Source organism: Variovorax sp. J31P207 (genome assembly GCF_030316965.1).
GTDB lineage: Bacteria > Pseudomonadota > Gammaproteobacteria > Burkholderiales > Burkholderiaceae_C > Variovorax > Variovorax ginsengisoli_B.
The window spans coordinates 38276-60945 of the sequence record NZ_JASZYN010000020.1 but is presented as its reverse complement, the minus strand read 5'-3'; the positions used below and the strand labels follow the sequence as shown (position 1 = coordinate 60945).

At 64.9% G+C, this 22670-nt stretch carries 20 protein-coding genes and 1 pseudogene; 4 read left to right on the top strand and 17 right to left on the bottom strand.

The window, feature by feature from the left end; genetic code table 11:
• Window position 1: 1 nt before the first annotated feature.
• A complete protein-coding gene (locus QTI68_RS37000) occupies window positions 2-1033 on the bottom strand; it encodes an aldo/keto reductase (protein WP_286529208.1) in 1032 nt (343 codons plus the stop codon).
• On the opposite strand from QTI68_RS37000, the pseudogene QTI68_RS40270 reads away from it, so the two are divergent.
• Window positions 1024-1377, top strand: a pseudogene (locus QTI68_RS40270) (methyltransferase family protein); the annotation flags it as partial. The gene QTI68_RS37000 and the pseudogene QTI68_RS40270 overlap by 10 nt on opposite strands.
• Before the next feature lie 131 nt (window positions 1378-1508).
• Here the strand turns inward: QTI68_RS40270 and QTI68_RS36990 are convergent.
• From QTI68_RS36990 to QTI68_RS36980, 3 genes are all read right to left on the bottom strand, one after another.
• Window positions 1509-4289 (bottom strand): ATP-binding protein, encoded by a 2781-nt coding sequence (locus QTI68_RS36990; RefSeq protein WP_286529207.1) that lies wholly within the window; start codon window positions 4287-4289, stop codon window positions 1509-1511.
• A gap of 511 nt (window positions 4290-4800) precedes the next feature.
• A complete protein-coding gene (locus tag QTI68_RS36985; protein WP_286529206.1) occupies window positions 4801-5085 on the bottom strand; it encodes a DUF4287 domain-containing protein in 285 nt (94 codons plus the stop codon).
• A gap of 4 nt (window positions 5086-5089) precedes the next feature.
• Entirely contained in the window at window positions 5090-5539 is a 450-nt protein-coding gene (locus QTI68_RS36980; RefSeq protein WP_286529205.1) for a VOC family protein, read from the bottom strand.
• Between the two features lie 207 nt (window positions 5540-5746).
• Here QTI68_RS36980 and pdxR point away from each other — a divergent pair, with 207 nt between their 5' ends.
• A complete protein-coding gene (pdxR, locus tag QTI68_RS36975; protein WP_286529204.1) occupies window positions 5747-7189 on the top strand; it encodes a MocR-like pyridoxine biosynthesis transcription factor PdxR in 1443 nt (480 codons plus the stop codon).
• Between the two features lie 145 nt (window positions 7190-7334).
• On the opposite strand, the gene QTI68_RS36970 is transcribed toward pdxR, so the two are convergent.
• The 11 genes from QTI68_RS36970 to QTI68_RS40405 all read right to left on the bottom strand — a co-directional run bounded on the left by QTI68_RS36970 (window position 7335) and on the right by QTI68_RS40405 (window position 18428).
• Window positions 7335-7895 (bottom strand): dihydrofolate reductase family protein, encoded by a 561-nt coding sequence (locus QTI68_RS36970; RefSeq protein WP_286529203.1) that lies wholly within the window; start codon window positions 7893-7895, stop codon window positions 7335-7337.
• A gap of 37 nt (window positions 7896-7932) precedes the next feature.
• Window positions 7933-9198, bottom strand: coding sequence for a PEP/pyruvate-binding domain-containing protein (locus QTI68_RS36965; protein WP_286529202.1), 1266 nt, complete (start codon window positions 9196-9198; stop codon window positions 7933-7935).
• Complete coding sequence (locus tag QTI68_RS36960; protein ID WP_286529201.1) at window positions 9195-10835, bottom strand: PEP-utilizing enzyme; 1641 nt, start codon at window positions 10833-10835, stop codon at window positions 9195-9197. Before QTI68_RS36960 ends, QTI68_RS36965 begins: the two co-directional genes overlap by 4 nt.
• Window positions 10836-11233: 398 nt before the next feature.
• Entirely contained in the window at window positions 11234-11620 is a 387-nt protein-coding gene (locus tag QTI68_RS36955; RefSeq protein WP_286529200.1) for a hypothetical protein, read from the bottom strand.
• Window positions 11621-11648: 28 nt separating this feature from the next.
• A complete protein-coding gene (locus QTI68_RS36950; RefSeq protein ID WP_286529199.1) occupies window positions 11649-11975 on the bottom strand; it encodes a hypothetical protein in 327 nt (108 codons plus the stop codon).
• Between the two features lie 22 nt (window positions 11976-11997).
• Window positions 11998-12282, bottom strand: a complete 285-nt coding sequence (locus tag QTI68_RS36945) for a hypothetical protein (RefSeq protein WP_286529198.1) — start codon at window positions 12280-12282, stop codon at window positions 11998-12000.
• Between the two features lie 14 nt (window positions 12283-12296).
• Window positions 12297-14774, bottom strand: coding sequence for an arylsulfatase (locus QTI68_RS36940; RefSeq protein ID WP_286529197.1), 2478 nt, complete (start codon window positions 14772-14774; stop codon window positions 12297-12299).
• 85 nt (window positions 14775-14859) lie between these two features.
• Complete coding sequence (locus tag QTI68_RS36935) at window positions 14860-15246, bottom strand: response regulator transcription factor (protein ID WP_286529196.1); 387 nt, start codon at window positions 15244-15246, stop codon at window positions 14860-14862.
• A 251-nt stretch (window positions 15247-15497) separates the two neighbouring features.
• Window positions 15498-16091 (bottom strand): response regulator transcription factor, encoded by a 594-nt coding sequence (locus QTI68_RS36930; RefSeq protein WP_286529195.1) that lies wholly within the window; start codon window positions 16089-16091, stop codon window positions 15498-15500.
• Window positions 16092-16111: 20 nt separating this feature from the next.
• Complete coding sequence (locus QTI68_RS36925) at window positions 16112-17938, bottom strand: sensor histidine kinase (protein ID WP_286529194.1); 1827 nt, start codon at window positions 17936-17938, stop codon at window positions 16112-16114.
• 115 nt (window positions 17939-18053) lie between these two features.
• Window positions 18054-18428: a hypothetical protein gene (locus QTI68_RS40405; RefSeq protein ID WP_503011803.1), complete on the bottom strand. Its 375-nt coding sequence runs from the start codon at window positions 18426-18428 to the stop codon at window positions 18054-18056.
• Between the two features lie 85 nt (window positions 18429-18513).
• Between QTI68_RS40405 and QTI68_RS36915 the strand changes: the two genes are divergently transcribed.
• Window positions 18514-18744: a hypothetical protein gene (locus QTI68_RS36915; RefSeq protein ID WP_286529192.1), complete on the top strand. Its 231-nt coding sequence runs from the start codon at window positions 18514-18516 to the stop codon at window positions 18742-18744.
• A gap of 155 nt (window positions 18745-18899) precedes the next feature.
• Window positions 18900-19451 (top strand): OmpA/MotB family protein, encoded by a 552-nt coding sequence (locus QTI68_RS36910; RefSeq protein ID WP_286529191.1) that lies wholly within the window; start codon window positions 18900-18902, stop codon window positions 19449-19451.
• Between the two features lie 68 nt (window positions 19452-19519).
• Here the strand turns inward: QTI68_RS36910 and QTI68_RS36905 are convergent, their stop codons facing one another.
• Both QTI68_RS36905 and QTI68_RS36900 read right to left on the bottom strand, forming a co-directional pair.
• Window positions 19520-21544 carry a 4-oxalomesaconate tautomerase gene (locus QTI68_RS36905; RefSeq protein WP_286529190.1) on the bottom strand — a complete coding sequence of 675 codons (2025 nt, stop codon included), beginning with the start codon at window positions 21542-21544 and terminating at the stop codon, window positions 19520-19522.
• A gap of 1 nt (window position 21545) precedes the next feature.
• Window positions 21546-22466 carry a Bug family tripartite tricarboxylate transporter substrate binding protein gene (locus QTI68_RS36900; RefSeq protein WP_286529265.1) on the bottom strand — a complete coding sequence of 307 codons (921 nt, stop codon included), beginning with the start codon at window positions 22464-22466 and terminating at the stop codon, window positions 21546-21548.
• Window positions 22467-22670 lie beyond the last annotated feature (204 nt).

Below are 22670 nucleotides of genomic sequence, written 5' to 3'. Positions count from 1 at the left end.
CTCAGCCGATCGGTGCGGCCGGACTCAGCAGGCCGGCGGACTGAAGGTCGCGCCACAGTGCGGCCGGCACGGGCTGATCGGCATCGGTGGAGTTGGCCTGGACCTCCTGTGGCGTCACGCCGCCGAGCAGCACCGTCACGACCGCGGGATGCGCCATCGCGAACTGCAGCGCCGCGCGGCGCAACGGTGTGGCATGCGCTGCACAGATCGCCTCGATCTTGCGCACGCGCTCCATGATGTTCTCGGGCGCCGGCCCGTACTCGAACTTGGCGCCCGGCACGGCGCCGGTTGCGAGGATGCCGGAATTGAACACACCGGCCAGCATCACGCCGATATTCTTCTCGAGCGCCAGCGGCAGAAATTCGTCCAACGCGTTCTGGATCAGCAGCGAGTAGCGGCCCGCCAGTATCGCCACGTCGAAATCGCCGGCCTTCGCGAACTTCACCGCGATGTCGGACTCGTTGATGCCGACCCCAATGGCCGCGACGATCCTCTCGCTGCGCAACCTCTCGAGCGCCTTGTAGGCGCCCTCCATCACCTCCTTGAAGCGCACGGGCGCATCGACCGGACCGTGCGTCCACACATCGCAATCGTGGATCAGGAGGATGTCCAGGCGATCCAGGCCGGTGCGCAGCAAAGACTGTTCGACCGAACGCATCGTGCCGTCGTAGGAATAGTCAAAGCGCGGCGCATGCGGATGGCCGCCGGCAAAGCCCGGCGAAAAGACATCGGGGTTCTTCGGCGGTGGCTTGGCAAAGGCATCCATGACTCGCCCGATCTTGGTCGAGACGATCACGTCCTTGCGCGGCAGGTGGCGCAGGCCTGCACCCACGCGCGCTTCGGCCAAACCGTTGCCGTAGTGCGGCGAGGTGTCGAACACGCGCACCCCGCTGGCGTATGCCTGTTCGATGGTGACGATGCAGGTTTTCTCGTCCAGCAGTTCGTACAGGTCGCCCAGGGGTGCCGTGCCCAGACCGAGGGCCGAGAAGGCGAGTTCGGTTCCATTGCGAGTCGTGAAGCGGCGTGACCTCATTGCGTTTCTCCTCGTCGGATTGTGAGTGGAAGGCCCGCGCAAAGCATAGCGCGCGCGCCAGGGAGATTTCGGAAATCGCGCAGGACGTCGCCGAAGCCAGCGCTCGCCCAATCCGCGCGCAGCTCGCGCCTGCGCTGTTCCCGATCGCGCGCGTGCTCGGCGCCGCCCTGATCGTGGCCGGGTTGCCCATCCTGCTCGATTCGTTCGCTCGCTTCGCGTTGCAGGGCCTCGGCACACCGGCGCCCGTGATGCCTCTCAAGCGCCTCGTCGTCACCGGGCTCTATCGCTACTTCCGCAATCCGATGTACGTCGCCGTCACGGGGTTGATCGCCGGCCAGGGCCTCCTGTGCTGGCGTACGGCGCGACCGTGTGGGCCGGATTCTTCTTGTTCGTTGGCGCCTACGCAGCCGGCTACCGCCGAGGGATCCAACGGCGCACGCGAAAATCATCACCCACCGTCCAGCGTCAGCGGGTGTCATGGCCCCTGTTCCTCGAGCGCGAAGTTGAAGGCCTCGTCGAGCGTCATCGCGCGTCCCTCGTCGCGTGCGCGCCGGGCGGCGTCGGGCCCCAGAGCCGCACGCACGAGGGGCAGGTAGCGCATGTAGTACGCAAGGCAAATCGGTGTGGGAAACTGCAGCACCTGCTTGGCGGCGCCGCCCACGCTGCGTCCCGCACCCAAAAGTCGGCCGGCACGCTCAGGTCGGCCGCGCAAGAATTCAATCACTGCAGCCACAATCAAAAAGGAACTTGGAGCGAGATCGACGCCGTTGCGACGTATTGCGGTGGCACGTCGGAGCAACTCATGGTCAGCCCTTCGCTGCTGGCCGCCGGCGAACAGCGCCGGTATCACCTCGATGACGAGACTATCAAGCCAGGGCAAGTCATTGAGGTCCTGTCGTGCCAGGAAACTCAAGCTGGCCTCAAGAGCTTCTTCAGTTTGGCCGAGCAGGTGCAGCGACGCTGCCAAGCCGGACATCGCGTTGGCAATCTGCCATCCCTTGAACGCTACTCCACGGCAGCTTTTGGCACTGGAAGCGAACCAGTATGCTGCAGCCTCGATGTCGCCGAGATGCAACTCAACGTAGGCGAAAGCTGTCTCGGCACAGGCTTGCCATGCACTTGGGAAGTCCTTCCGTGCTGAAGCGACGGCACGCTCAGCATCGTGCCGCGCCTCGGCGCGAAGGCTTGGATCAGAGCCCGGCATGGAAGCCAACCCGGCATACCCAACGGCACGGAAAGCCATGGCGGTCATGGCAAAGGGCTCGACCCGGCCGTTTGCAAGGTCGATAGCCCGAGTAGTGTGACTCAGTGCTCGTGAAGGGTCTCCGAGCGACAGCAACAGCCACCCAAGAATAGCGTGGCTGCTCACTCGATCTTCAATGGAAAGACGATCCTCCCGGCACAACGCCCAGTCGAGCAGGTCTTTGGGAGCGCGGTAGGAATTGCCCATGATCCAAAAGCCGGTCATAAGTTTGACCAGCCGCGCGACCAGGTCGGGTCGATCTTCGTCCACGCACCGTTTTGCGGCTACCCGCAGGTTGTCTATTTCGCAACCCATCGCATCGGCCGACTCCGACCCGAAAACCAGGCTGTCCAGAGGCATGGCCTCCAACCAGGCCAGATAGTGATCGCGGTGTCGCGAACGGAAGGTGCGCGTTTCGCCTGCGGCCTCGAGCTTTTCCAGGGCATACAGCCGCACAGTCTCCAGCAGGCCATAGCGAGTTGCGCCGCGTTTTCCTTGCCCGACCGTGATGAGCGACTTGTCTGCCAGGGAGCCGAGCAGGTCAAGCACCGCGTGGCTGGCGATGCCCTCGTCGACGCACACGGCCTCTGCCGATTCCAGCGTGAAGCCGCCAGCAAAGACTGCAATGCGACGGAAGACAATGCGCTCCTCTTCAGCGAGTAGATCATGGCTCCATTCGAGTGACGCTGACATCGTCTGCTGCCGCCGGATGCGTCGGCGCCCCCCGTTGAGAAGGCGCAAGCGTCCTTCCAATCGCTCGGCAATCTGTTGTACAGACAGATGAGCGATCCGCGGCGCCGCGAATTCGATCGCCAACGGAATCCCGTCCAATCGCCGGCAGATCTCGGCCACCGGCGCCAACGTATGCGCGTCGAGTTGGAACGAAGACTGGACAGCTCGAGCGCGATCGGCAAAAAGACGCATGGCATCGGTCACCAACCCGCTCGCGAACTCGTCGGGGACGGCTAGGGACGGCACCTGCATCATCTGCTCGCCTTCGATGCCCAAGGCTTCGCGGCTGGTGGCGAGCAACTCGACCCGCGGGCACCGTGCCATGAGCTGGTCGACCAATTCGGCAACCGCGCTCAGTAGATGCTCGCAGTTGTCGATCAGCAGCAGGCAGCGGCGCGGCGCCAGGGTCATCGTCAAGCGATCAACAAACGCGCGTGTGTCCCCGCCCGGCGAGTCGCCGAGCGACAACCCGCAAGCGGCGGCCACGGTCTGCGCCACCAAGTCGAGGTCAGTCACAGGTGCCAGGTCGACGAAGAAGACGCCGTCGGGGAAGTTGCCGAGTTCCAGCGCGCCCACGCGCAGTGCCAGGCGCGTCTTACCCGCACCGCCAATGCCGGTGAGCGTCACTAGCCGATGCTCGTCAAGCTCAGCCCGTACGTCGGCGATCTCCTGTTCGCGCCCGACGAAGCTGGTGCGCTCAACGGGCAAGTTGGTGGCCGCATCCAAGCTGCGCAACCGCGGAAAATCCGCGGCCAAACCAGGTGCCGATAGCTGGAACAGGCGCTGCGGCCGGCCCAAGCCATTCAGTTGGTGCTCGCCCAGATCCTTGAGCGCCACGCCGCCTGAAAGACTGGTACGCACAAGTTCAGCGGCGGCCTGAGACAGCACGGTCTGCCCACCATGGCCGGCGTCACAGATACGGCTGGCGCGGTGCACCTCTTGGCCGATGTAGTGGCTGTCACGCAGGACAGCTTCTCCTGTGTGGAGGCCTATTCGCACCCTGACGATTCCGTCGTCGGGCCAGTCATGTGCCAGCAGTGCCCGCTGCCCGGCCACCGCGGCGGCAAGTGCGTCAGTTGCACGCATGAATACCACGAAGAAGCCGTCCCCCTGCGTGTCCACCTCCATGCCCGCGTGCGCCGCGAATGCCACGCGCAGCAAGGCACGATGCTCGTCAAGCAACTCAGCCCATTGTCGATCGCCGAAAAGCTTGGCAAGACGAGTCGACCCTTCGATGTCGGAGAACAGGAAAGTGACGGTGCCCTGCGGAAGCGAGCTCATGGTCTTGATACTAAGCTGTCGCGGGTGCAACGTCGACAGCCCCGACTGACCGCTTTCAGCGCAAGCGCCGTCGTTCAGGAGAAAATTCTGACCGGCAGCAACCTGGAGCAGACGCTCCAGCCTGATCTTTCGACTCGACCTGTCGGCCAGAATCGGCTGCTCGCGAACGACGGCTCTGGATGCTAGGGGTCGATCGGTGTTGCAAGCAGCAAGCGCATCTCTATGGCTTCCGCGGCGTCGAGGCTTTGGTCCTCCCGGAAACGGCCGCCTGTCAAGAGGACGCCCATTGGCAACCCAGTGCCTCGTCCTGACCCGCGGGCACACAGACTGACGGCAAACCAAGCAGGTAAGGGCGGCAACGGCCTGCGCTTGGCCGAGATCGCCTCTCGCGCTCGAGCGGACAGTTTGCCGGCGGCATCGAGCAGGAAGAACAGAGTCGCAAGCACAGGCAGGACGGGCCCAAGACGCACCTGCCACGCTGGCACCACTGTGTGGGTGCCCGAGGCGCCCGTCATTTTCGGATTCGCGACGGTCGTGAGGTGCGCTTCCTGCTGGGGGCTCGGGGCGCCGGCGCTGCTCCTTGGGCGAGCGGAACCCAGCCGTTGCGCCGAAAGGCTTCCCAGACCGCCATCGCGTGCCCATGACCGAGCCCCGACGTGGATTTCAGCCACGCGATGAACTGCATCGTCTTCGTCTCGGGATGCAAAACGCCGCTGCGGACGGCCTCGTCGAAGAAGTCCTTCGGATCCTTGCCGGTCTTGGCCCGGATGTTGGTGATGTACGCCTCGAACGTCATGTGCTCATCCGAACGCAATGGACTCCCCATTGACACCCCAGCACACGCCGAAGCGATCGGTGAGCATGCCGAAGGTCTTGGCCCAGAACGCCGGCGCCAGTGGCATCGTCACCTGACCGCCCTGCGACAGCGCGTGGAAGGCACCGTGCGCCTGGTCGACGGTGTCGTACTGGACGGCCAGCATTGCGCCCTTCACGCCCTCGTACGGCATGCCGGGCGGCACGTCTCCGGCGAACAGCTTCGCGCCACCGGGCAACGCCAGGCAGGCATGCATGATGCTGGTGCCGGTGGGCCGCGGGCCGTCGCCGCAGCCGTCGGCGCCCGCGGGTGATGCGGGCATGTCGTCGTAACTCATCATCGTTTCGATCTTGGCGCCGAGCGCCTTCTCGTAGAAGGCGAAGACCTCGCGCGTGTTGCCGCCGAAACTCAAGTAGGGGGTCAGGGTCGTGGACATGGTGTGCTCCCGGGATGGGCCGACATGGCCCGTCTAGTGGCACCAAGATTACGCATTCAGGCCGATGAATAAAGTACCAATCCACGCCGACGCTTCGGTGCCAATTGATGGGGCCGAAAGGCCGGGTCAAACTTGCGCTGAAGTGGCCCCATTGGCCTGCCACATCGGTATGCTGGGCAGCACCAGTTCGAAAAGCGTCTCTGAATCATGTTCTTGCAGTTCGATGGCAATGGCGTGCTCTACGCGCAGCTGGCGCGGGCACTCAAGCGTGCAATCCTTCATGGCCAGCTGAAGGCTGGTGCAGCACTGCCTGCGACGCGCGTGCTGGCCGCGGAGTTGGGGCTGTCGCGCAATACCGTGCTCACAGCCTACGAGATGCTGTGTGCTGAGCAGTTGACGGTGGCCAGGGTCGGCTCCGGCACCTTTGTGGCGACCCCGGCGGTTTTGGGTGACAGGCCGTCGATCAAGGCGCAGGTTCCGGCCCAGACACGCTACGCCGCCCGCTTACGGGCCTTGCCGGCGCTGACGATTCGCCGCGTCGCTCATCGCCTGCGCTACGACCTGCACTACGGCGAGCCCTTGGTCGACCCGCCACTGGTCACCGCGTGGCGGCGCGAGCTGTCACAGGCGGTGGGCGCAAGGGATTGGGGTTACCCGCCAAGCATTGGCCTGCGTGTGCTGCGTCAAGCCATCAGCGAGTATCTCGCACGGCGGCGCGGCGTCGTGTGCGACGCCGACGACGTGGTGGTCGTCAGCGGCACGCAGCAGGCAGTCTCTCTGCTCGCCCGGGTGTTGATCGACGAAGGGTCGGTCGTCGCAATCGAGGATCCCGGGTACGAACTCGTCTCGCGTGCGTTGCAGGCTCATGGCGCGCGCCTGCTGCCGGTAAAGGTCGACGCCGAAGGTTTGCGGGTTGAGGTCCTGCCGCGGAGAAGCGGCGTCCGCATGATCCTGGTTACGCCGTCGCACCAATTCCCATCCGGCGCCGTGATGTCACTGGCGCGGCGAACAGCCTTGCTCGAATACGCTGCTCAACGCGGCTGCTGGGTGGTCGAAGACGACTACGACGGCGAGTTCCGCTATGACGGTGTCGCCATCCCGGCACTTCGATCGATCGATGTCCACGACCGGGTGATCTACGTCGGCAGCTTCTCGAAGGTGCTTTTCCCGGGGTTGCGCCTTGGCTATGTGGTCTGCCCAAGAGGCGTGCGCGATGATCTCGTCGCCGCCAAGCTGCACGACGACTTGGGTTGCGGCAGCATGGAGCAGGAAGCACTGGCCGAGCTGATGCAAAGCGGCGCGTTCGATCGTCATTTGCGGCATGCTTCAGCGGAATTGCGCCGCCGCCGCGCGACGTTGCTGGACGGTCTGCGCGAGCATTGCAGCAAGCATTTGGTGGTCAACGACTCACGCGCCGGCATGCATGTGGTTGGTTGGCTGCCGGGCTGGACTTCGCGCCAGCTAGAAGCGCTGGCCGCGCACGCCGCGGAGCGCGGTTTGGGGCTGCATCCGATCGCACCACACTATCGGCGTCAACCCGCACCGCAGGGCCTGCTCCTGGGGTACGCCGCACTGTCCGCCAAACAGTTGCGCGCAGCAACGGCACTGCTGGGGGAGTGCCTGGGCAAGATTGCTGACCAAACAGCATAGCGGCACTCTGGGTAGTCGTCCTCTCCGTGCAGAAAGCCCGCGGCCTTGTCTGCGGAAGGTTCGTGTGCGCGGGTCAGGCGCAGGTCTTCGACGTACGAGACCGGCATCGAGGTCCGAGCTAGCAATCGTCCGCTGCAACGGGTTGTTAGCCGGCCGCGCGCCGGTAGTGCATGGCGACCGCGCCGCTGCGGAGCGGCTTCACCGAGACCAGCTCGAGCCGTCGCGTGCTGGGCAGCCCGCTCTGGTACAGGGTCGGGCCGTGGCCGGCGATCCTGGGGTGCACGAGGAACTTGTACTCGTCGATCAGATCCAGCCGATCGAGTTCGCCAGCGAGCTTGCCGCTACCGAGGAGCACGCCGGCCGGGGTCGCGTCCTTCAGCTTCTGCACGCCGGTGCGCAGGTCGCCAGCGATGAGGTGGCTGTTAGTCCACGGGAAGGTCTTTCGCGTCGACGACACGACATACTTCGGCTTCGCCTCCAGTTTGACCGCCCACTCGCGCATCGCAGGCGGCGCCTCCTGATTGCCGCGGACGACCGCCGGCCAGTAGCTCTCCATCATCTCGTAGGTGACGCGGCCCCACAGCATCGCCCCTGCCTCGTCCATGAGGCGAGTGAAGAAAGCGTGTGTCTCATCGTCGGCGACTCCCTCCCGGTGGTCGACGCAACCGTCGAGGGTGACGTTGATGCTGAATGTCAAGAGTCCCATGGCGGCGAATCTACTCCGAGTTGGGCAGTTGAGACCTTCATGAACTCTGGCCCTGTTCAGCCACGCGCAGCCTCTTCGCCAGCGCCTGCAACAGCTTCCAGGCGATGGCACCGTTGCGCTCGATCAGCGGGCGGAACTCCCAGAAGGTCAGGCCGTAGCACATCAACTCGGTGGTGGCGACGACGGTGGCCGAGCGCGGCCCGCCGTCGATCAGCGCGATCTCGCCGAAATGATCGCCCGGGCCCAGCGTGTTGATCGCCACGCCCTTGCTCGACACCGCGGCCTCGCCCGATTCGATGATGAAGAACGCAGCCGCGCCCGAACCCTCGCGGATGACGGTCTCGCCCTGGACGAAATGGCGCTGCTTCAGCAGCCGCGCAATCTGCTCGGCCTGGCGCCGGTCCAGGTCGACGAAGAAGCGCACGCGCTGCAGAGCGCCCACCGGGTCGCGCGGCGGTGGGCCGGGCAATGCGGCCTCACTGCGCGACTGGCCGGTGGTCACAGCGCGGCATTGCAGCAGGTACAACCTGTCGTCCTGCATCGCCCATTCGATGTCGCGGCGCGGGCCGTAAGCCTTTTCGCACTGCAGTGCCAGGCCGGCGAGCGACGCCAGCTGCGCATCGTCCAGGCACAACTGCGTCACCTGCGCCGCCGGCACCTGCTCTTCGAAGGTCCCGCCGTTGGGCAGCGAGCGCACGGCGATGCGCTTGCGTCCGGGCTTGCGTTCCAGCACCAGGCCGGCGCGATCGAGGCGGAAGTGGTCGGGCACCACCAGGCCGGCAACCACCGCTTCGCCCAGGCCCCAGCTGGCCTCGATCAGACGCTCGTCAGCGCCGGTGACCGGGTGTTCGGTGAACATGACACCGGCCACATCGGGATTGAGCAGCGTCTGCACCACCACGCCGACACTCGGCCTGGTGAAAAGTCCCACCTTCTGGCGGTAGGTGATGGCCGAATCTGAATTGGCCGACCACCACACCTCGCGCACTGCGCCGGGCACGTCGGCGGGCGTGTGCACATTGAGCACCGTCAGGTGCTGGCCGGCAAAGCTGGCTGCAGCGCCGTCTTCATCGACCGCCGAGGAGCGCACGGCGAACGGCGCCGTCAGCTCGGCGATTGCCGCTGCAAGCCTCTGGATGGCCTTCTCGTCGCCGCCGGCGACAGCCTCGACCAAGTCGCCCGACAGCGCCACGCCTGGCGGCACCGCCAGGCCGTGATGCACGGCATGGCTGAGGCCCACCGCCTTGGAGCCGAAGAGCGCAGCGTCGCGCGCTTTCGCAAAAGGAACGACTTGCTGCTTCACCCGAGCACCGTGACCTCGCCGGCATCCCCGTCGACGCGCAGTCGCATGCCGTCGCTGATGCGTTCTGTGGCCTCGCGCGTGCCGACCACGCCGGGTATGCCGTATTCGCGCGCGACGATCGCCGCATGCGACAGCAAGCCACCATTGTCGGTGACGATGCCGCCCAGCAGCGGCAGCAAGATGTTGAAAGCCTCGGTCGTCGATTCGGTGACGAGCACGTCGCCCTGCTGGATGCGGCCGAACTCCGACGGGCCTGAGACGCGCCGCGCCGGGCCTTCATAGACCCCCTTGCTGGCGGCCAGCCCGTAGAGCATCTTGCCTTCGTTGGTGGCCTGGGAGCTGCCGAACACATGGTCCAGCGCGATGAAGGTCGCGCGCATGAGGCGAGCCACATGCGGCGGCAGCGCCGCCAGGTCCGGCGGCAGCGGGGGCGGCGGGCCGAGCAGCGGCGGCACGTCCTTGGCGGTGTGCGCCACGCGATAGGCGGCGCGTTGTGCCAGCTCCTCAGCCGTGGGGCCACCACTGGCGGCAACCAGCGCGCACATCTCGTCGATGCCGGCGTCCAGCATGTGCAGTGGGATGGCGATGCGGCCGCGCGCCGACATTCGCCGGCCGGCCGCCAGCGCCGCGCGCCGCATCAGGCCAGAGGCCCAGATGTCGCTGTAGACCCCGCGCTCGTCGCGCAGCCGGTACATCAAGCGGGCCTCGCCCAGCAATTCATCGAACTGCGCCTGGTGCGCCACGGGCACGCGGGCACGCACCTCGGCGACACGCACGTCGAGCTCCGACGCGACCACGGCTTCGCCCGACAACGCGATGCGAAGCGAGCGGAGCAGCGCGTCAGGCAGCTCCAGTGCCGTAGGCTCGGCGATGTCGAAGCCGTCGATCAGTCGGTGACCGACCAGGTCGAGATAGCCGCGCACCGCCGCGCCGGCGTCGCCGCCGAGCGTGCGCAGACGTTCGAGCAGCAGCGCCGGGTCGACGTCGCTGGCAAGCAGCGTGCGTGCCGCCGCGTCCGTGGCGAAGGCGCCCTTCAGGCGCACCATCTCGTCGGAGCCGCCGGACGAGACCTCGGCCGAGCCGCGCATCAGGCCCAGCAGCTCCGAATGTGGCAACTCGGTCCAGGCGCCCGCGTGGGCAAGGAAGTCGCCGACTGGCAGCATCGCGCCACCGGTGAAGCGCATGTGCTGCGTGATCATCGCCGCGTGATGGTCGCGGCAGCGCCGCAGATAGGCCACCAGCTCGGCGTCGGACAGCCCGTCCGCGTCGACAAGCTGCAGCTCGCGGTGCATCGCGATGGCCGCGGGCTTGCACTGGTTGTCCCATTCGCGCAGCTGCTCGCGCCAGAGCTTTTGCGCATAGACCTGCTCGGCGCGCTGGAAGCGTTCGGGCAGCTCGGATTCCGGTGCCGGCACCACCTGGCTGTAGCCGAAGCCCTGCACGTAGGCCATCTGCAGGCCGTCGATGAGCATGCCGTAGTAGTGCGCAAAGGCTTGCGTGCCGGCGCGGAACGGGTCTGGGTGCATCTCCTGGAAGTAGCGCGTCATAGGCCGCGGGAAGTGCACGCCGTCCTGTTTCCACGGCCCGGGCCCGGGCGGCTCGATGGGCAGCTTGATGCTCAGGTCGTGTACTGTCATGTGCTATCTCCTCGTGAGGATCGGCTCGTACCTGCGCCCATGCCGCTCAAGGGCGAGCAGCCGTCACGGCTTCATCGCCGCTCCGACCTGAACAACACATGCACCTGGTCTTCCAGCAGCCATGAAGAATAGCGCGTAGGCACGGTTTTGGGCGCAGCAATCACGACTGGATCTCCCGATGGCGAGCGGGTGAGCTTCCAACTTGGCGCCCCCCTTTTTGCGACCGACACGGCACGAGGGCCTGGCGCGCACCGTAGTTCAACTCTTCGTCGCTCCATCTCGACCGACGACAATCGTAGCAATGGCCGCCTCCTAGGGTTTCCACTTAGATGTCGAAAGCGGTCGACGTTGAAAAAAGATCCGCGTGGCCCCGGCTGACCACGGCGATGGGGCGCACGCTAGAGTCCGGTTCGCCGGGCGCCCACCAGCAACAGCGACATCACTGCATGCAGCCCGACGGCCGGCCACAACAGCACACCGCCCAGGCGCTCGCCGATGCCCAGGTACGCCAGATACAGCGCAATCAATGCGTTGTAGCTCTGCATGGCCCAGTAAGCCGCCGAATCGCCCCGCGCATGCCGCTGCACAGGCCAGCATGCGATACCCAGCGTGAGCAACGCAATTCCGACCAAGCGCGCGAGCGCCTCAGCGATCGCGCCTTCGACGCCGAGCAGTGCCAGGGTACCCAGGGCAGGAACGATCAGCAATGCGACGCCGGTGGCGACCTCGGCGATCGACGCGACAGCAAGGACCTTGCCCAGGGTGTTGAAGTTCGAGTCGCTCACGGGAAGGGTCCCAGGCCATTGGAGCGCGCTAGGGCGCCATGCCGCACTCGATCATCTTGTTCAGGACGGGTGCGGCGATCTTGTCGATGAAGGCCACGCGAGCCTTGACGTTGTCGCGAAGCAGCGCAATGGCTGCCTTCTTGGCCATGGTGGGCGGCTCGTCCTTCCGGGCCTTGATCTGCTCGCAGCTTGCATCCTCGAACCTCTTGATCACCTCAGCCGCGGCAAGGTCCACGGCCTTGCCCTCGGCCTCACCCAGGAGGTCAAAGGCATTGCCGCGCCCCGGCCAGCCACCCAAGACGACCGCCATAACCAACGCGATGACGATTCCGATCAACCTGTCTGCTTGGTTCATGATGTGCTCCTCTCACCTGCGCTCATGGAATCATTCCGCACACGAACATCTTGTTGAGCACGGGAGCCGCCACCTTGTTCACGAAGGCCGCCCGGGCTTGTGCATCGTTCTGCAGGAACTCCTTGACCTCTTTCTGCTTGTCGGTCTGAGGCGCGCCCTTTTGCGCCTTCAACTGTTCGCAGCTCGCGGTCTGGAACTTCTGGACCATCTGGCTGGCCGCGTAGTCCAGCAGCATGTTCTGCTGCGCGGCGGCGATGCCGGCGCCAACCAGGCCGCACACAGCGATCAACGCAGGGATTCGTCTCATGTCGCACGCTCCTTTCAATCCTTGGCCTTGGCAACGGCTTCCTGAACTTTTTTCTCCTCCGCGGCGACGAGCTGCGACGGTCCGAGGTTGAAGGTGAGCCTGTCGATCTTCCCGTTGAAGCGGAACGGCACCTTGTAGTCGAGCTCGTTCACGCTCGTGCGGGTGTCGACTCCGACGTCGAAAGTCTCGTCGGCCGGCATCAGGAAGGGCACCGTCTTCGGAACCGACAGAGTGCGGGTCGTCTTGCCGTCCACCGACAACACGCCCGTGCCACCCTTTGCGATACCCGGTCCGTCGTACTTGAAGTCGAACACGATGGTGTGCTTGCCGGGCGTGAGCGGCGGCTGATCGCCGGCCCACCGGGCCGTCAACAGCGTCAGCATGTTGTAGGTGAAGACCGGTTGGCCCTTGAGCAGGTACAACCCATAGCCGCCAAAACGTCCACCCAGGGTCACGAGCATGCCGTCGCCGCCACCTTGCGGGACATCGACCTCGGCCGTGATCTTGAACGACTTGTTCAGGATGTTCGGCGCATTGCCGAGCGGTATGCCCCAGTTCTCGCCGGTGTAGGTGAAGACGGTCTTGCCCGCGACCGCGCTCGGGCGCGGCGCGATGGCCCTGGCGAACTGCGAGTTGTCGAGCGGAAGCACCTGGTACTTGGCCGCCTCCTGGTCGAAGATCGCCTGCATCTGCTTGACCTTGTCGGGCATCTTCGCGGCCAGATCATTCGCCTGCGAGTAGTCCTCGGCGAGGTTGTACAGCTCCCACTTGTACTCGTTCACGGGTGGCATTGGCGCGTTCAGCACCCACGGCGCCACCGGCGGCGTCGTATTGGCGTACCAGCCTTCGTGATAGATGCCCCGGTTGGAGATCAACTCGAAGTACTGGGTCGTGCGCTTCGAAGCCGCCGTGGCATTGGCCTTGTCGAAGGTGTAGGCCATGCTCACGCCCTCGATCGGACTCTGCTTGATGCCGTTCACCACGTCCGGCGCCTTGATGCTCGTGGCTTCCAGGATCGTGGGCACGATGTCGATGATGTGGTGGAACTGATTGCGTACGCCGCCCACGTCCTTGATGCGTGCGGGCCACGAGATCGCCATGCCCTGGCGCGTGCCGCCGAAGTGCGATGCCACCTGCTTGGTCCATTTGAAGGGCGTATCGAAGGCCCACGACCAAGCGACCGCCATGTGCGGGTAGGTGGCCGACGAACCCCAGGCGTCGTAGAAATTGAGCTGTTCCTGCACCGGTACGTCGAGGATGCCGTTGTAGGCGGTGTACTGGTTGGGCGTTCCGAGCGTGGTCCCTTCGGGGCTGGTGCCGTTGTCCCCGCTGATGTAGATGACCAGCGTGTTGTCGAGCTTTCCCATGTCCTGGACCTGCTGGATCACGCGGCCGATCTCGTAGTCGGTGTAGGCCGTGTAGGCCGCGAACACCTCGGCCTGGCGCGCGAACAGCTTCTTCTCGTCGGCCGACAGGGTCTCCCACTTCGGCAGGCTGTCGGGCCAATCGGTCAGCTTGGCATCGGCAGGCACGACACCCAGCCGCTTCTGATTGGCAAATATCTGCTCGCGCATGACGTTCCAGCCCATGTCGAACTTGCCCTTGAACTTGTCGATCCATTCCTTCGTCGGCTGGTGCGGCGAGTGGCTTCCGCCAGGCACGTAGTAGACAAAGAAGGGTTGCTCGGGCGATGCCGCATCGAGGTTCTTGATATGGGTGATCGCCTCGTCCGCCATGTCGGTGGTCAGGTTGTAGCTGCCCTCCTTGCCCACCCACGGAAAGATCTGCGAGTGATCGCGAAACAGGTACGGCTCCCACTGGTCGGTTTCGCCGCCCATGAAGCCGTAGAAGTAGTCGAAACCCATTCCCGATGGCCATTGATCGAAGGGGCCGGACGCGCTGTACTGGAACCCGGGCGTGTTGTGGTTCTTGCCGAACCAGGACGTGGCGTAGCCATTGCCCTTGAGGATCGTGCCGATGGTCGCCTTGTCCGGCGTGATGATCGAGTCGTAGCCCGGGAAGCCGGTCGAGAGTTCGGTGATGACACCGAAGCCGGCCGAGTGGTGGTTGCGTCCGGTGATCAGTGCAGCCCGTGTCGGCGAGCACAGAGCGGTTGAGCAGAACTGCGTGTAGCGCAAGCCGGCCTTCGCGATGCGGTCCAGGGTCGGCGTCGGAATGACGCCGCCGAATGTGCCGCTCACCCCGTAGCCCTGGTCGTCGGTCATGATCAGAAGCACATTGGGCGCACCCTTGGGTGGCACGACGCGCGGCGGCCACCAGGTCTTCGAGTCCTTGGCGCTTTCCTTGATCACGCCGCCGAACTTCGGCGGCTGGGGCGGGATCTGTCCGCCTTCGATCGTGGACGTGGCGCTCGGCGAGCCCGGCACGCCGGTAATCTGCTGGGAGACTGCCGGACCGGTGGCCACCATTGCCGCGACCAGAATCGCCACGGCATTCGCCGCGACCCGTGCCTTTCGTGTCTGCTTCTTCATTTGATCTTCCCCTTTCGCTAGTGACCGGCCGCCCGAGGGTCGGCGGATTCATGCCTGTTTGCCGGGCGCCATCAGACGATCGGCCTCAGGGCGGATGTGTCGGACCCGCCACGCGCGCTATCGCAGCCAACAGCACACTTCCGTGAAATGGCTTGACCAGGTAGCCCGAAGCGCCACGGCGCTTCGCCTCATCGCGTACCTCTGGCGAGTCGTGCGCCGTCATCAAGATCACCGATGGCCATCCCCCGCGTGCAGCCAGCTCGGTCGTCAGTTCGAGGCCTGACATGGCCGGGAGCTTGAAGTCGCTGACCACACACACCGCACCCTCGACGCCACCGGTCGACAGCAGTGCTTCTGCCGATCCAAAGCTGACCGCTCGAAAGCCTGCGATCTCGAGCAAACGCCCAAGGGCCTGCCGCAGGCTGTCGTCATCCTCCACCACAATCACCACCCTGCCTTCGATCGTCGCCATCACGGATCTCCGTGCGACTTCTGATGGAGCCCGTGGACCTGCCCTGACCCGACTGTGTGTCGACGGGCCTTCAAGCTGTCATCGAGTGATCGCAATTAAGGGTTACGGGGCCATGATCCCGCGGTCGGATCGACACGTGAATCCGGCAAAAGGGCAAATCCGTTGCCCGAAAGACCGAGCGCGGATTCGGTGTCGGGCTTCAGGGGCCACAGGGCCGACGAGCCGACAAGCGCGCCCTTTGCGTCAGTTCCCTATGGAGGGCTGCGGCTCAGTTTTTCGGCCAGGGCGCCGAGTTCGGCCGCCGAGTCCACACCCAGCTTGATCATCAGGTGTGCGCGCTGCGTCTTGATCGTGCGCTCGCTACTGCCGAGTTCGTCGGCAATCTGCTTGTTCAGCTTGCCCACGACGATGCGATCGAAGACCTCTCGTTCGCGCTCCGACAGTGTGGCGAACAGCGCGCGAAGACGCGAGGCCTCGGTGCTGGCGGCCCGCCGCACCGCGTCGCGAGCGAGCGCGCGCTCTAGCGCTGCGAGCAAGGCGTCGCGCTGGATCGGCTTCTCCAGGAAATCCACCGCCCCGCCCTTCATGGCCTGCACGGAGGAAGGCACGTCTGCATGGCCCGTCAGGAAGACGATCGGCAGCGCGACGCCGCGTTCCTCCAACGCGCCCTGCAGGTCCAAGCCCGATGGGCCGGGCATGCGCACATCGAGCAGCAGGCAACTCGGACGATCGGGTGGCGGGCGAAGCAGGAATTCGCCAGCCGAAGCGTAACCACGCGTCTCGAAGCCCGCCATGTCGAGCAACCTCAGCAGCGCAGTGCGCAGCGACTCGTCGTCGTCGACCACGTGGATGAGCGGAGAGGTGTTCATGCGAGGGTGGTGGTCGGAATGGTGCTTTCACCGTGTACGGGCAGCAAGACGTGGAACACGGTGCCATGGCCGGGATCGCTGTCTACCCGGATGCGGCCTCCATGCGCTTCGATGATGGTCCGCGCGATCGACAACCCGAGCCCCATGCCTCGGCGCTTGGTGCTGAAGAACGAATCGAAGAGCTTGGGGAGGTGTTCGGGCGCAACGCCTGGGCCTCGATCACGCACGGTCAAGGCAAGCGCTCCGGCCTCTGGCTCGACCGACACCACGATCGTACGCCGATCCCCGGGCAATCCTGCGACAGCGTCCATCGCATTGAGCGCGAGATTGATGAGCACTTGTTGAATCTGGACCGGATCACCGAAGACACAGCCGGGCGTCGCTGCGTTTCGTACGACCAGGGTCACCTCTCTGCGCCGCGCCTCGGCCTGGAGGATGGCACACGCATCACTGACGATTTCGGTGAGGTCGAATGACTGGCGCTCGATCGCCTTGTTGGACAGGAGCGTCCGGAGGCGACGAATGACATCGCTGGCGCGCAGGTCGTCACGCCGGATGTCGGTCAGGATCATCTGCAGGTCCTCCCTCCGATCGACCTCGGAATGGAGGATCATTTCAGCGGCGTCGGCATTGGTCAGGATGGCCGCCAGCGGTTGATTGATCTCGTGCGCGATCGAAGCCGTCAGTTCCCCGGCGATAGCCAGGCGAGACGCGTGGGCGAGTTCGCCTCCGCGCTGCACCAGCGCCATCTCGGCCTTGCGACGACGGTGATGCTCCAGCAGGAGCGCGGCGATGAGCCCGGCCTGGAGCAAGATCACGGTACCGCCGATGATCGCTACCGTCCGGTACGCCTCCCAGAACGTGGGCTGCCTGAACTGCACCACCGCCTCGGCCGGTATGTCCTTGTCTGCGATTCCCCAGCGGCGTGTCTGCCGCATGTCGACATTCAGCTCGTTGAGCATGACCTTGGGCAGGTTGAGCGACGCGGGCGATACGCCGTCGAGCAGGCTGTTGACGATCGACCCTGCCTGCTGACCCGTGGCCGCGAAACTCGGGACACGGCCGCCCACGGCCCCGGTACCGACGAAGCTGCTGAATGTGCCGTAGACAGGCGCGTTGGCCGACTTGGCCATCATCTCGACGGATTCGCGCGGGGTGTATTTGAGCGCGTCGCCGACCTGGTAGAAGCCGGCCGTGAAGACAATCCACTCTTCGTCCAGTCCGCGCAGGCGCGCCAGGAGCTTGTCGGTCGGCAACCCGGTCAGGAATTCAATGGTCACTCGGCCTTCAAAGTGAGCGAGGCCTTCCCGCAGCAACGTTTCCCACTCACGGTCGCGCGGCGTTGTGCCGGTCACGACAAGCAGATGGCGGGCCTTCGGATGCCAGCGCAGCGCCTGCTCCACCGTGCCGGCGGGATCGTATTCAACCGGCACGCCGACCACGTCCGCGGGGAGCGTCGGGAACGGATTGGGATACGCCCTGAAGGCCGCCGCGTGAACGATCGGAACCCCGGGGAACAGTTGCGCGCGGTGGCGCAGCAGGAAGTCGAGCGATTGCCTCGCAACGGCGACGACGACGTCCGGCGGACGTTTGGCGAATTTGTTCCGCAAGTAGGTCGTGACGGTGTTTTCGTAGTCTTCGCCGACGAACTCCGGATAGTCGAGAAACTCGCTGAAGATCTCCACCGGCCGATCGGCGGAATCCACGATCGAACTTTTGAATCCTCGCTCGACGTCGACGTTGGCAGGCACGAGACGGCCGTTGGAATAGAGCACCAGCACGTTCCGGGCGTCGGCGGCCGTGCCGGCCGGGGCAACCAGCACGCAGAAGATTGCAACGAGCCACCCGTGCCAGCGCCCACCCCGAAGCGTTGCGGTCGAGCGTCCTGCGCGAGGATCGCCTCGTGAAGGCTCCTCTGTCTGAATGGCCATCGTTCGATCACTTTGCAAGCGTCGGGACCGGGATGATCCGCGCAACGCGCTTGTAAGTCCACAGAACTAAAGCACTGCGTTGCCCTTTCGGGCAAGCGTTTTGCCCCAAGGCTGAATCGAATACTACTACGACGGCAAGACACTGACGGCGTACGCGCCGGCCGAGAACCTGGTCGCCGTGGCGCCCGCGCCGTCCACTATCGACGCCATGCTCAGGCGGGCCTTCGACAGCGCTGCGATCTACTTTCCGTTTGCCGATGTCGTCGGCGCGGACCCCTTCAAGGCCTTCAGCCAGCTTCACTTTCGGGCAATCGCCTTGCCCTTCGACCCCATTCTCAGTGACCCATGATCGAGCGATGATGCTGATGAAGATACCGGGCAATCCCTTTCTGCCGGTCGAGCAAATTCATCGAGCCATCCGGATTCCCGTAGCCGTTACGCCATAGGCACAACCCAAGGAGATCGTCATGAAGCGCTACATATTCGCCGCAGCAGCCGCGTTGGGCCTTCTCGGATTTGTTCCGTCCGCGTCCTGGGCGGTCACCTGCGCGGCAGGCGTCTATCGCGCTGGCTGCGCCGGCCCCAACGGCGCCGCAGTGGTCAAGAAGCCACCGCCGGCGCAGGTCACGTGCGCCAAGGGCGTTTACCGCGAGGGTTGCGTCGGACCCAATGGCGCAGCGGTTCGCAGACGCTACTAGCGACACGCGACTGCAAGAGGCTTGTCCGCGTCGCCGCTCCAACGCGCCGCAGTTCACGACGGTGATCGCGTCGGATGGGGACGTGCGCTTTCCGTTCGAAGGCCGCGACTTGAAAGGGCCACATCGTGTTTGTTCAACCACAGTGGAGAGAAAGCATGAACTCAATCAAGCTCAATCTGGTGTTGTGCGCCGCCGTGCTCGCTGCAGGTTGCGTCACCGACAAGACCTACAACACCGAAGTGCAGAAGGCAGACACGTACGCGGCGCTCGACCAGAAGCTCTCGAGCCAGTTGAGCAGCGACCAGGCACAGATCACGCGATTGCAGAACCAGCTCAAGGTGACCATGGTCAACGAGGTGCTCTTCCCCGAAGGCGGTTGGTCGCTCAGTCCCAAGGGTGAACAGGCGCTGGGCACAATCGCACCGACGCTTTCAAACCTGCCGGGCCAGCAAATCGTCGTCCAGGGCTTCACCGACAACGAACCCATCGGTCCGGCGCTGAAGGCACGCTTCCCGTCCAACCTCGAACTCTCGTCGGCGCGGGCGGACAACGTCGCGCGCTTCCTCACCTCGAAGGGTGTGCCGCAGAACTCGATCTCGGCGCAAGGCTTCGGCGAGGCACGACCGGTGGCGAGCAACGACACGCCACAGGGCAAGGCGAAGAACCGTCGCGTCGAGATCGTCATCACGGCGGCCAACCGGCCGTAGCAGGTCGTTCGTGCCGCATCTGAAGCCATCGGCCGCGGAAGATTCATGTCTTCCGCTCGCCTCACGCGTCAATCCAGCGCGAGTTGGCGCGACTCTCTCGGTGCAAGCTCGGCCTGAGCCACGACTTGGCGCCAGCGGGCAAGATCCGCCTGCATCCTCTGCGCAAGCGAGTCGGCGCTTCCCGGCTCGGCGCGAGCACCATGCCTCTCGAAACGTTCGACAACCTCCGGATCGGCCAATACCTCGTTAAGCGCCCGATTGAGGCGATCGATGGCTGCCGCGGGCGTACCGGCCGGCGCAAACAGCCCGTACCACTGCACGACATCCACCCCTGGAACGCCCAACTCGGCGAGCGTCGGCACGCCGGGAAGGTCTTCCAGGCGCTTCGGCCCTGCCACCGCCAAGGCGCGCAACTGTCCTGCACGCAAGAATGGGTATGCCGTAAACAGGCTGGGAAACATGATCTGCGATCGTCCGTTGACCGTGTCGCCAATCGCAGGCGCGGCGCCCTCATACGTCGCGCTGGCCATCGACGTTCCGCTGCTGAGCTGAAACAGTTCGGCCGCGAAGTGCGGCGGCGTCCCGTCGCCGGCGGAAGCGTAACTGAAACACCGAGGTGCGCCCTTTAGCCGGGCGATGAGCGTGTGCAGGTCGGGGGCGCCCTTTTCCGGATGGGTGACCATCAAGGTCGGAGAAGAACCCACAAGTCCGACCGGAGCGAAGTCCTCAACCGGGTCATACCCCAGCTTTTGCAGCGCTGGATTCATCGCGTGCGTACCGACGTAGCCGAACATCAAGGTGTGTCCGTCCGGCGCGGACCCCGCCACGTACTCGCTTGCGATGGCGCCGTTCGCCCCGGCGCGGTTGTCGACCAGCACTTCCTGGCCGAGCAGCGGGCTCAACTTGGCGGCGATGATGCGAGCCATCGTGTCGTTGCCGCCACCTGCCCGCGTCGGCACGATGATGGTCAGGGCTCTGTGCGGGGGATCTGACGACTCGGCGCCCCGTGCTTCTGGACGTGAGAACACGTAGTCGGGCAGATGCAGTTCGCCCTGCATGATCTTTCGCGCAGTGCGAACGAGGGCAGCGCGTTCAACCGTCGCGGCGTCTGCACTGCCCTTCAATTCAACTTCGACATCGATCTGCCCGGCGGGATGCAGCACGACCAGGCTATGGCGTCCCGGTTCGCGCGCCACCCCGCTCGCGACCGTTCCCGGCAAGGCAAAGGCGCTGGCGACGCCAATGGCGCCCGTGACGGCATGTGACGCATGGCATTTGCGCGGCGTGAAGTAGCGCGAGGTGATGCTGTCATTCGTCTCGCCCGTGCTGACGAGCACTGGCTTTGGAATGACGCTGTCTGAGACGTCGCCGAGGCCCATCCTGCGTCCAGCTTCGAGGCGAAGGCTTTCCAGCCGTTCGAGGAGCGCAGTGTTCGCGTCGAGCGCTGCCGGCTTCTCGCGCCCCGTGACACCGAGGTCATCCGCGCGCACGATCATCAGCGGCATGGCCGCATCGATACAGGTCACCTCGATGCCGTCGATCGTGTCGATCCGCTTGCCTGTCGGGAAGACCTGCCCGGTGACCGCACCCCACGCATCGAGGAAGTTGAGCAGGATGGGCGCCGCGGTACCGGCCACGCCATCGATGCGCGCATCGCCCTCATAGGTCACCCGCCCGCCGGGCGTTCGCACCGTCACGTCGATGCGCGACCCGGTGTTGACGTTGTAGACCCGTACGCTGGTGGTCCCGTCCGTCGCAGGAATCAAACCCTGCTCGATGGCGAATGGCGCAACGCCCGAGAGCATGTTCCCGCAGTTCGGCCGCGTGTCCACCGACCGGTGGCCGACGCCTACCTGCGCGAAGAGATAGTCGATGTCACAGCCCGGCTGCAACGAGCGCGACACGATGGCGACCTTGCTGTTCAACGTGCTGCCGCCGCCCACACCGTCGAGCTGCAGGGGATCGGAGGCGCCGATGGCGCCGATCAAAGCCTGGTCACGCGCCTCGTCGCCGTCGGGCAGCCACTCGCGCAGGAAGAAAGGGCCGCGAGAGGTGCCGGCGCGCATCAGCACACAGGGGATCGACCTTTTCATCTCAATCCGCGGTGATCTTGGCGGCCTGAACCACCTTCTTCCACTTGACCTGCTCCTGCGCGACGTAAGTGCGCATCTGGTCGGTCGTCATGGTCGACACCTCGGCGCCGTGGTCCTCGAGGCGCTTGATCACGCTCTTGTCCGCCAGCACCTCATTGAGTACCTTGTTGAGCTGTTCGATCACAGGCTTGGGCGTTTTCGCAGGCGCGAAGATGCCGTACCACTGCGAAACGTCGACGTCGGCGATGCCCTGCTCCTGGAGCGTTGGGACGTCCGGCATCAGCGCCGAGCGCTTGGTGCCCGCAACGCCGACTGCCTTGAGCTTGCCGGCCTTGACATACGGCATGGCTGTGAAGAGGCTGGGAAACATCACCTGCGTCTGGCCGCCGATGGTGTCCGTGATGGCCGGCGCGGAACCCTTGTAGGGCACATGCAGCATGCTGGTCCCGCTCGAAAGCTTGAACATCTCGGCGGCGAAGTGCGGCGCCGTGCCATTGCCGGCCGAGGCGTAGCTGGTCTTGTCCGGAGCGGCCTTGAGCATCGTGACGACTTCCTTCGCGTTGCCTGCCTTGACGGCAGGATTGAGCACCATCACCGTGGCCGACGATCCGACCATGCCGACGGGCTCGAAGTCCTTGACCGGGTCGTAGCGAAGCTTTTGCAGCGCCGGGTTCATCGCATGCGTTGCGACGTAGCCCAGCATGAGCGTGTAGCCGTCGGGCGCGGCGCGCATCACATATTCGCTGGCGATCGCGCCGTTGGCGCCCGCCTTGTTGTCGACGATGACGGGTTGCTTGAGGATGACCGACATGGCCTGACCGATCACTCGCGCCATGGCGTCGTTGGCGCCCCCTGCGGCCGTCGGGACCACGAGGGTGATCGACTTTTCAGGAAAGGCGGCGACTGCGCTGCCGCAAGCCATGGACGCCGCCAGCGCCACAGCGCCAACGAGGCGAATCTTCTGGATCTTCAATTTGTCTACTCCGGTGGATTGTCGAGAACTGGATGCCTGCGAGGCTCTTGCTTGGCCTTGGTCGAATGTTCCGCTCTTGGAGGACTTCTGTGAATTGCATGTTTAGGATCGATTGATGCACACTGTGGATCAGTGAAACTGTCCGAGGAGCCC